Genomic DNA, 9918 nt, shown 5'->3' with positions numbered 1-9918 from the left:
CGCGGCGGCTGCGGCGTCAGCGGACGTCCGGCAGCCGGCACGGCCACCCCCGGGCGACGAGTGTCAGGGCGACGTTGACCGTCGAGATCGCCGTGGCCGCGGCGGCCATGCGGCGCGGGAGCAGGCCCTCGCGGCCGGCGCAGGCGGCCGCGAGGGCGTCGCTCGCGTGGATGAGCGTGCCGGTGCGCAGTTGCCGGCCGCGTTCGTCCGCGTCCGCAGGGCAGAGCAGTTGGGCGCCGATGACCACGGTGCGCACTCCGAACATGCGGAGCACGTAGACCAGGGCGGGCTGTCCGGGGTCCGCGCCCAGACGGCGGGCCATCACCCGCGGGGTCAGCAGCGCCGCCGCGCCGTTCACCAGTCGGATGACGGCCAGAGAACGGCGCGCGGCCGTCCGCACGTCCATCTCAGCGTCCCTTCCAGGCGGGCGTCCAGGGGACGTTCACGCCTTCGTTCCTACGATATGGGAAGCGGTCCTGATGCGCGCGTCGGGGCCGCGGGCGGTCGCCGGCCCGTCATTCCTCCTCTCCGGGCTCCTGGTGCGGCGTGCCGTTCATGGTCTGTCTGAGCCGCGCGAGCCGCAGGTAGATCGTGCGGCGGGCCCGGTTCTGGTTGCCCAGCGGCCGGTGTTCGGGCAGGGCGTGCCAGGGGTTGAAGGACAGCCGGTCGGCACGGGCGAACTGCTCCGCCGGATCGCACTCCTGCCGGAGCAGGCGCAGGGTGGCCACCGGCACGAACGGCGAGAGGCGTTCGGGCCACACCACGGACGCGTTCTCGACCGGCATCCGGTGGGCGTCCGTCTGCACCTGGACGAGGAAGTCGAAGGAGACGTCGCGTTCCCGCAGTGTGGCGGCCAGACCCTGCGACAGGTAGTCGTCGGGCGGGTGCCGGGGCACCCGGCTGCGGGTGGCCTCGCGGGGCACGAAGGAGTACTGCATGGCCTGTCCCTCCCCGAGGAGGTACGGAGCGCAGCTCCAGTACCGGGCCTCCAGCGGGCTGGTCTGGGTCTTCGCGTACAGCCCCTGCATGATCATGTCGCAGAGGTGCGGGTGGGCGAGGTCGAGGAAGTACAGGACCGGGGTTCCCGCGAAGACGTGCCGTTGCAGCCTGAGGTTCTCGACGACGTCGGGCGTGGTGAAGGTCGGCGCGCTGATGCCGGTGAAGTCCTGGGTCCACCGCTCGTCGTCGAGCAGCTTCTCGCCCTCGACGCCGAGGAGTTTGACGCCGATGCTGAGGATCCCGTTGTCCTTGATGTCGGGCGGCGCGAGGGGGCCGGGACCGGCGAAGCGGGCCCAGGCGCGGTAGGTTGCGGGGGTCCGGAACACGCCGTGCCGCAGGCGTGCGGGCAGGTCGTCGCGGACGGTGAAGTCCGCGTGGACGACCCCGTACGTCTTGGTGTTGCCCGCCCGTTGGGCCTCCCCCGGCCGGTACTGGCGCCGGACGAAGCGGGCCATCTGCTGTGCGATGGCCTCGGCGAACGCCGCCTCGTCCGGCACGGCCCGCTCTTCGGCGAGGCCCAGGTGTTCGTCCCGGCGGCGTACGTTGACGCACCACTGCACGGCGGCCTGGAGGGGACGCAGCAGGGTCCGGTCGAACAGCGGGCGCACGTAGGGGTCGATGCGCCGCTCCAGCAGGACGCACCCCAGGACCGCGTCGTTGAGCCGCTGCCCGGCGTTCACTGCCGCCCGCCCTCGGGTACGGCCGTGCAGAGGTAGTGCAGCGCCTTCAGGCCCGGCAGGAAGAAGTAGGCGCCGCCCTGCACGGTGACGAACTGCGGAAGGCCGATGTGGCGGGTGCGGAAGGGCCTGCCCTGCTCGGTGAAGGTCGTACGGCGTTCCTGGCGCGGCGCGACGATCGGGTCGGGGCCGTCATGGAGTCCGTTGAAGTTCGGGTTGTCGAGCCAGGTGTGCTGGATGAACTCGAACTGGCGGGAGATGTTGGCGTTCAGCGCGAGGAAGTGCAGTCCGTGCGCGTCCGGGCCGTCTCCCGTGCCGTCGGGACCGTAGGGCCGGCCGCGGCGGAGCAGCCGGTGGCGGCGTCCGACGGCGACCGAATCGGCGGAACCGGGGCGGGGGTCGAGGGAGTCCCGGGGGTTGGCCCGGCGGATGTGGGCGCCGAGTGGACAGCGCAGACCGGCCGGGTCCGTGGCGTGGTAGCCGAAGCCGTTGTCCGTGGCCAGCGCGGGGTCGTCGTGCTCGGGGGCCCGGACCAGAGGAGCGCCGCCTGGCCAGCGTCCCACCATGCGCGCGGCGAGCGCCTCCTGCGCGGCGGGGTCGCTGCTGCCGTCGGGGCGGCGTGTCTCCGCGTCGAGGTAGTCCCGGAAGGCCTCGACGTCCTGGCGGAGCTGCCGGAAGACCAGGTAGCTGCCGTTGCGCCCGAAGTCCGCGCCACCCTCCGGGGCGCGGGGCAGCACGCCGAGCGGGTCGTGGCGGGTCGGCAGCAGCGGGCGGTCCGTCAGCAGCCCGTACTCGTTGGGGTAGCCGAGGACGAACTCCCCGGCCCTGACCACTTGTTCACCGTCCGTGCCCCCGTCACCGGCCGCACTGGCCGCGAGCGCGGCCTTGGGCAGCCCCTCGATGAGGGGCTGGGAGATGCCGTCGCGGAAGCCGAAGGGCTCGCGGTCGGTCAGCTCGGCGGTGCCCAGCCGCGCGGTCTCGGTGAACGCGCCGGGGACCAGGACCTCCCGGCGCGTCTCGGCCTCCAGCTGCCGCAGCTGTTGTCCGTCGCGCGCGTAGAGCATCACCAGGACGTGCGCCGGCGGGCCGGCCGGGCCGCCCCACCGCCAGTGCCGGGGGGCGTTCTCCCCGACGTCCCCGAGGAAGCGGCTGCGATCGGGATCGGTCATGCCTACGACGAACTCGTACGGGAATCCGTCCAGTTCGGGGGGCTCCAGTCCCAGGCGTCGCAGGCCGTCCGCGGTGAGGGCCACGTTGACGGCGGTGTCCGGGGGATCGGAGCGGCCGTTCGTCACGCGGGGCGCCAGCCGCCCCAGCGCGGCACGGGCGGTGGCCGCCGGCCCGGCGGTGGCGAGCACCAGGAAGCAGGCCGACGTCAGGGTGCGGTAGCCGCGGGTGACCAGGCCCTGGATGTCGTCGAGTTCCAGTGGCGTCGTCATGGTGTCACCCTTCCTTCGGGCCCTTCAGAACAGGGCGAGCCAGGCCTCCGTCTCGGCGGGGCCGAGGTCCCCGAAGAGGCCGGCCCGGATGCGGGCGTTGGTGTCGAGGTCGTGCGCGGTCGACGTGTCGTACGCGGAGTACCAGACCTGCGTCGGCACCTGGTGGCACCGCAGGTAGTTCTTGAAGGCCTGCTCGTCCCTGGCTCCGTCCAGCACGAGCCAGCGCACCCGCGGATAGCCGCGGCCGTTGCTGAAGACGGCGTTGAGCCCCCAGGCCACCTTGTCGATGAAGTCGTCCATGTAGCTTTCCAGGCTGCCGTCGTAGTTGCTGGCGAAGATCACCCGCCGCTTCCCGTCGATGAACAGCCAGCGCGCGAAGTGGATCGTCTTGACCCCGGCGAGGTTCCCGCGGTCGAAGACGTGGCGGACGCCGTAGTCCACGACGAACAGGACGGCGGTGAGCGTGATCCGCCGGAACGGGCCGGTCTTGACGGAGCCGACGGCGGTGAACGGGTTCTGCGCCACGAAGTCCTCGCAGGCCGCGAGTTCGCGTATGCGGTCGTGGCTCGGACGGGCGTGGTCGGGGACATCGCGGCGTTCGTGCAGCCTGAGCAGGACGACCCAGGCCGGCAGGGCGCTCAGCAGCAGCGGCAGCAGCCCCACGGCGGCCAGCGGAACCCCGACCAGGTGGGCGGCCCGGCGGATGCGCCCGCCGAGCGGGGGCGGCGCGGGCCCGGTGCGGGCCCAGGCCAGGTCCTCTCGGCCGCCGACGTAGTCCTGGACGGCGGTCCTGATCTCCACGGGGCTCCTGCCGGCCAGGGCCGGTCCGTTCCGGTCGAGGAATTCCTCGATCACCTCGCGCAGCAGGGCCTCCTGCTCGATCTGCTGCCGTCCCCTGCCGACGGTGTTGACGTAGAAGGCGGCACAGGGCACCTCATGAGCGCGCAGCCAGTCGATCCGCGCGGCATCCGGGGAGCCCGCTGCCGGATAGCCGGCGCAGTGCCCGAACACCCGGTCCAGGCCGTCGCCCGCCGTGCGGACGAGATCGGCGAGGTGCGCTTCGACGGGCCCGTCCACCTCGCTCATGTACACGACGCTGGGTGGCATGTCCGCTGGGGCGCCGCCGGGTCCCTCGGGGACGAGGACGACGCGTGCGAAGTGAACGCCCGGTATCTCCGCGAAGGGGAACAACTCACCGGCCGCGCTCTTCCGGCCGGCCTCGTGCAGCAGTTCCCGCACCTCGGCGACCCGATCCGGCGGCAGGGCGGCCTGGACGGTGACCGCCGTCTGGTACGGCATCTTCAAGCACCTCCGCCTCCGCTCAGGACCTCGGGTCCACGCGTCGCGGAACGTCAGGCTGGGATCGAGGACTTCACACCTCGATCGAGTGACGGCGCACGGAATCACGTGCTACGACCATCCTATTTCCGCCCGTCCGTCCCCGGCATCCCGACAGCCCCGCGATTCGACAGCCGCACTTTGCGCGCGCCCGAATGGGTATGAGGGGCAGGCCCGCCAAGCCTGTGCCGACCGTGAGACCGGCGAAGACGACGGCCGACCCCGCGGTACCGGCGGCGAGACCCGCCGCTTCCCGCGGGGCGTGCCCCTTGGCCCGCTCCTCGCGGTAGCGGAAGACGACGAACAGCGCGTAGTCGATGCCGACCGCGAGGCCGAGCATGGACGCCGGCGTCCCGGACGTCGCCGACGGGCCGAACGTGCTGGAGAGCGCCGTGATGGCGGCCATGCTGCTGCCCACCCCGGCGAGGGCCGTGAGCGGCGGGAGGCCGGCGGCGGCCGGCGAGCCGAAGGTCACCACCAGGACCACGGCGGCGAGGACCATGCCGATCCTCTCGGAGGAGCCGCCCGGGGACGGCCGGGTGGCCGGCGCGCTGCCGGGACAACGTTACGGCTCCGAACGGCAGGTCGAACGGAACATCCCCGGGCCCCGGGAGTGAACCGGCCACCGCGCCCGTCCGCAGGTCACCCGCGCAGTGCGGCCGGGGTGTACCGCAGTTGGAAGGTGAGGGTGTGACGCGGTCCGCGGGAGCCTGCGCAGGTGCACGGTGTGGGTGGGGTGCCGACGGGCGTGGTCGACGAAGGCGTGGAGGTTCTCGGAGGCCAGGCCGAGGACGAAGGGAGCCGAGGGGAAGGCGACCCACCAGCCCCGGCGTCCGCCGGCTCGTCAGGCGCTCGGCGATCTCGTCCAGCGGCCGGGCGACGTCCGGGGCAGGGCGGGTGTCTCGTCGCCGTAGAGGAAGCAGCCGTTGTCGCCGACGACTTGGAGGAGCCGTCGGTGGAGGTGGCTGCGCACCCCGTACACCCGTGGCCGGGTCGCCGGGGGGAGCGCGTCGAGCGCCCGGTGGACGCGCTGGGCCTGCGTCGCCACCAGGTTCCGCGCTCCGCGAAGTCGGGCATGGACAGGTCGACCAGCGAGATCTGGTGGGCGAGCGCGTACTCCTGGGCGGCCCGGCCGAAGCCGGCGGTGGAGAAGACGGCGTAGCTGTAGTGGTAGCGCGGCCGGGGCCGGCTCGGGTCGGTGCCGTGGACCGACATGACCACGTCCTCGTTGACGTCGTGCGCCGCTCCGTGGCCGTTGCGCACCGTGGGCGGCTTGACGTTCCCGCCGGTGAACTCGGCCTCCACGAACAGCCGGACCGGCAGCGAGAACGGCGGTACGTACCGGAACTCCCCCAGCGCGTCCGCCTGGTGCCGGGCGCCCCTGCCGCGCACGGCCAGCCCGCCGGGCCGTTGTTCGAGGACACCGTGTGCGGGGTTCGTCTCCTTGTCGTCCGCCACGGAGAGCAACTCGTACCCGCTCGACCGCAGGAGCCAGGCGACGGCCTCTTCCAGTAAGTACCCTCACAGGAACCTCTCTTGAACCTTGCCCGGACTGAGCCGCGGCCACTGACACCCCGGTCGGCGGCGGTGGTGGCCGGGGCTCCGGTCACCACCGCCGTGGACCTCGCGGGGCTCCGCGGTCAGTGCAGCGGGACCGTCACCTCTCCCGTGCCCCCGGCGCTCGCTCCGCCGGCGACGCGCACGGTGAAGGGGCGGTCGGTGCCCTCCACGGTGACGCGCAGCAGGTCGCCGTCACGGCGGACGTGGAACACCGCGGCCGTCGCACCCGTCAGGTCGGGGACGGCGACCTGCCGGGTGTACGTCGCCGTGGCCGGCGGGTGGACCAGCAGGACCAGGTCGTCGAGCCAGTCGCCGTCGGGCCGCTGGTCGTCGGTGGCCAGCGGCAGTACGGCGCCCTCGCGGACGTAGAGCGGAAGGCTGTCGTAGCCGTGCCGTTCGGTGCGCCACACCGGGCCGGTGACCCGCTCGCCGCTGAGGAGGTGGGTCCAGGTGCCCTCGGGGAGGTAGACCTCCACCTCGCCGTCCTCGCTGAACACCGGGGCGACCAGGAGGTCGGCGCCCAGCATGTACTGGCGGTCGAGGGGGCGGCAGGCCGGGTCGTGCGGGAACTCCAGGACCATGGGCCGCATCACGGGGACGCCGGTGCGGTGGGCCTCGACGGAGGCGCCGTACAGGTAGGGCATGAGGCGGTGCTTGAGCAGGGTGAACCGCCGGGCGACGTCGACGGCCTCCTCGCCGAACGCCCACGGCACCCGGTAGGACGACGATCCGTGCAGCCGGCTGTGGGAGGACAGCAGGCCGAAGGCCAGCCAGCGCTTGAAGACCGCCGGGTCGGGCGTGCCCTCGAAGCCTCCGATGTCGTGGCTCCAGAACCCGAAGCCGCTCAGCGACAGGGACAGGCCGCCCCGGAGCGACTCGGACATGGCCTCGAAGGACGACCAGCAGTCGCCGCCCCAGTGCACGGGGTACTGCTGACCGCCCGCCGTCGCGGAGCGGGCGAAGAGCACGGCCTCGCCCTGCCCGCGCTCCTTTTCGAGGAGTTCGAACACGGTCTGGTTGTACAGGTGGGTGTAGTAGTTGTGCATCCGCTCCGGGTCGGAGCCGTCGTGCCAGACGACGTCGGTGGGGACGCGCTCGCCGAAGTCCGTCTTGAAGCAGTCCACGCCCTGGTCCAGCAGCGGCTTCAGCTTGGACTGGAACCAGGCGCGGGCGTCGGGGCTGGTGAAGTCGACCAGTCCCATGCCGGCCTGCCACAGGTCCCACTGCCACACGTCACCGTCCGGCCGGCGCACCAGGTGCCCGAGCGCGGCGGCCTCCTCGAACAGCGGGGACTTCTGCGCGATGTAGGGGTTGATCCAGGCGCTGACCTTCAGGCCCTTGGCCTTCAGCCGGGCGAGCATGCCCTCGGGATCGGGGAAGACCTCGGGGTCCCACTCGAAGTCGCACCACTGGTACTCGCGCATCCAGAAGCAGTCGAAGTGGAAGACGGACAGCGGGATGCCGCGCTCGGCCATGCCGTCCACGAACGACGTCACCGTCTGCTCGTCGTAGTCCGTCGTGAAGGACGTGGTCAGCCACAGGCCGAAGGACCAGGCGGGCGGCAGGGCCGGGCGGCCGGTGAGGGCGGTGTAGCGGGTGAGGACGTCCTTCGGGGTGGGGCCCGCGACGACGTAGTACTCCAGCGTCTGGTCCTCGACGCTGAACTGCACCTGCCCGACGGCCTCGGAGCCGACCTCGAAGGAGACCGCGCCGGGGTGGTTGACGAAGACGCCGTAGCCGCGTGAGGACAGGTAGAAGGGGATGTTCTTGTAGGCCTGCTCGCTGCTGGTGCCGCCGTCGGCCTGCCAGATGTCGACCACCTGGCCGTTCTTCACGAACGGCGTGAAGCGCTCGCCGAGGCCGTAGACCTGCTCGCCGACGCCGAGCGCGAGCTGGGTGAGGACGTGGTGGGCGCCGTCGTCGGTGGTGGCGAAGGCGGTGCCCTTGCGGCCCGCCCGGGTCAGTTCCCGCCCGTCCGCGTCGTGGAAGGTCAGCGACCACGGGGCGGCCCGGTCCAGGCGCAGGGTCAGCGGGCCGCTGGTCAGCTCGGTGACGGCGCCGTCGCGGCGGACCTCGCCCGCACCGCCGGGCTCGGCCGCGAGGGCGAAGTCCGGCCCGGGGCGGCGCTTGCCGGCGTGGTGGGTGACCCGCACGCCGATGACGCCCTCGGCGGGTGAGAAGCAGTCGACGGTGAGGAGCGGCGCGTTGAGCGTGTCCCCTCTGCGCGTCACCTTCTGCACGGAGGCATAGGCGGTGAAGCGCTTCGATTCGACGCGCACGTCGCGCGCCTCGGTGGCGTACGCGACCTGGACACCGTCGCGGATGCGCCAGAACCCGTTGGTGAACTTCATGGTCTTCCTCGGGGGAGCGGGGCTGTTCGGCGGGGGCGGCGGAGGCTGTCGCCCGGCGGGTTGATCGTACACAGAAGAAATCGTCGTCACGCGTGCTTCAGGCGGCTACCTGTGCCGTTACCTGCACTTTTTCAATCGAGTTAGCGAATGCCACTTCGCTGCGTGCCCGGATGAACACGCGTGGGGGTCTAGCGTGACACCCGGGATTGACGTATTAGTCATCAGGCCAAACAAAAGCCCCGGCGACGAAGCCGGGCACATGACAGCAAGGGCCGCAGCATGTCGAAGCGCTTCAATCGCATTCCTGAGAGGTCCCCGGTCGCCCGGCGCCGGGGACGCTCCCGCAGGGCCGTGGCACCACTCACCGCCGTGTCGGTCCTGGTCGCCGGGGCGGCCCTGACCGGATGCGGTGAGCAGCGTGACGGCGACGTCTACACCGTGATGAACTCGTCGACCGACGAGACCTACCACCGCTGGGACGCCGAGGCGATGGCCCGCTGCGGCACGCGGCTCGGCGTCACCATCGAGCAGCAGAGCGTCCCGGCCGCGCAGGTGATGACGAAGGCGCTGCGCATGGCGTCGTCGAAGTCGCTGCCCGACATCGTCCAGTTCGACGCCTCGGAGATGCCGACGTTCGCCGAGGCGGGCGGCCTGGTCGACCTCAAGACGCTCGGCCTGAGCACCCGGGACATCCCCCAGGGCATCGTGAACTTCGGCTCCTACAAGGGGACGTACTACGGCGCGGCCCGGTCGGTGAACACCCTGGCGCTGTTCTACAACAAGGACATCCTGGACCAGGCCGGTGTGAAGGTCCCCACCACGTGGGACGAGCTGCGCAAGGCCGCGAAGAAGCTCACCGGGGGCAAGCGGTACGGACTGGCGCTCAGCGCGGGCGGCGCGGAGGACGGCGTCTTCCAGTTCACGCCCTTCATGTGGTCCAACGGCGGCGACGAGACCAGGCTGGACGGCCCGCAGGTCGCCGGGGCGCTCGACTACTGGAAGGCCCTGCTGGCGGACGGCTCGCTGTCGAAGTCGACGGTCAGCTGGACGCAGGCGGACGTCAACGACCAGTTCATGGCCGGCAACGCGGCGATGATGATCAACGGCCCCTGGCAGGTCGAGACGCTCAACACGAAGAAGTCGCTGCACTGGGGCATCGCCAAGATCCCGGTCCCCCGGGCGGGCGCGCCCTCCGTCGGCCCGCTCGGCGGTGCCGTGCTCACCGTGCCCAACACCGGTGACAAGGCCCGGGAGAAGAGGGCGGGCGAGATCGTCGCCTGTCTGGCGAGCCAGAAGGAACAGCTGACCTACGCGCTCAACAGCTGGATGGTCCCGGCGAACGCCAAGGCCGCCGCCGTGTGGCGCACGCGGGTGCCCGAGCTGGACGCGCTCGCCGACCAGGTGGCCGCCGCCCGGTCCCGGACCGCCAAGCTCGGCGCCGGCTGGCCGAGTGTGTCGCTCGCCCTCCAGAGCGCCTTCCAGTCCGCCCTGACCGGCCAGTCCAGCGAGGCCGCCCTGAAGCGCGCCCAGCAGCGGGCCACGAGCGGGAACTGA

General features: G+C 71.9%; 7 protein-coding genes and 1 pseudogene. 1 reads left to right on the top strand and 7 read right to left on the bottom strand.

Features of this window, described 5'->3' with window-relative positions; genetic code table 11:
• Positions 1-16: 16 nt before the first annotated feature.
• The 7 genes and pseudogenes from IE273_RS20505 to yicI all read right to left on the bottom strand — a co-directional run bounded on the left by IE273_RS20505 (position 17) and on the right by yicI (position 8364).
• A complete protein-coding gene (locus IE273_RS20505) occupies positions 17-406 on the bottom strand; it encodes a hypothetical protein (protein ID WP_189816632.1) in 390 nt (129 codons plus the stop codon).
• 109 nt (positions 407-515) lie between these two features.
• The gene (locus tag IE273_RS20500) at positions 516-1679 is read right to left on the bottom strand and encodes a catalase family protein (protein WP_189816631.1); all 1164 of its coding nucleotides are present in this window, start codon (positions 1677-1679) and stop codon (positions 516-518) included.
• A complete protein-coding gene (locus IE273_RS20495) occupies positions 1676-3115 on the bottom strand; it encodes a Dyp-type peroxidase (RefSeq protein WP_189816630.1) in 1440 nt (479 codons plus the stop codon). The genes IE273_RS20500 and IE273_RS20495 overlap by 4 nt, the downstream gene beginning before the upstream one ends.
• A gap of 24 nt (positions 3116-3139) precedes the next feature.
• A complete protein-coding gene (locus tag IE273_RS20490; RefSeq protein WP_189816629.1) occupies positions 3140-4414 on the bottom strand; it encodes a hypothetical protein in 1275 nt (424 codons plus the stop codon).
• A 157-nt stretch (positions 4415-4571) separates the two neighbouring features.
• Positions 4572-5009: pseudogene (locus IE273_RS20485) on the bottom strand (MMPL family transporter); the annotation flags it as partial.
• An 86-nt stretch (positions 5010-5095) separates the two neighbouring features.
• Complete coding sequence (locus IE273_RS20480; protein ID WP_229887301.1) at positions 5096-5911, bottom strand: hypothetical protein; 816 nt, start codon at positions 5909-5911, stop codon at positions 5096-5098.
• A 182-nt stretch (positions 5912-6093) separates the two neighbouring features.
• A complete protein-coding gene (gene yicI / locus IE273_RS20475) occupies positions 6094-8364 on the bottom strand; it encodes an alpha-xylosidase (RefSeq protein WP_189816627.1) in 2271 nt (756 codons plus the stop codon).
• Between the two features lie 279 nt (positions 8365-8643).
• On the opposite strand from yicI, the gene IE273_RS20470 reads away from it, so the two are divergent.
• Entirely contained in the window at positions 8644-9918 is a 1275-nt protein-coding gene (locus tag IE273_RS20470; protein ID WP_189816626.1) for an ABC transporter substrate-binding protein, read from the top strand.

Source organism: Streptomyces olivaceoviridis (assembly GCF_014650115.1).
Lineage (GTDB): Bacteria > Actinomycetota > Actinomycetes > Streptomycetales > Streptomycetaceae > Streptomyces > Streptomyces olivaceoviridis.
Note: the sequence above shows the minus strand (reverse complement) of the source record. Positions and strands in the feature narration are given on the sequence as shown.

Excerpts from the sequence above, each read along its gene's own strand:
- IE273_RS20505 (WP_189816632.1), bottom strand. The coding sequence starts at position 406 with ATGGACGTGCGGACGGCCGCGCGCCGTTCTCTGGCCGTCATCCGACTG.
- IE273_RS20495 (WP_189816630.1), bottom strand. The coding sequence starts at position 3,115 with ATGACGACGCCACTGGAACTCGACGACATCCAGGGCCTGGTCACCCGC.
- IE273_RS20490 (WP_189816629.1), bottom strand. The coding sequence starts at position 4,414 with ATGCCGTACCAGACGGCGGTCACCGTCCAGGCCGCCCTGCCGCCGGAT.
- yicI (WP_189816627.1), bottom strand. The coding sequence starts at position 8,364 with ATGAAGTTCACCAACGGGTTCTGGCGCATCCGCGACGGTGTCCAGGTC.
- IE273_RS20470 (WP_189816626.1), top strand. The coding sequence starts at position 8,644 with ATGTCGAAGCGCTTCAATCGCATTCCTGAGAGGTCCCCGGTCGCCCGG.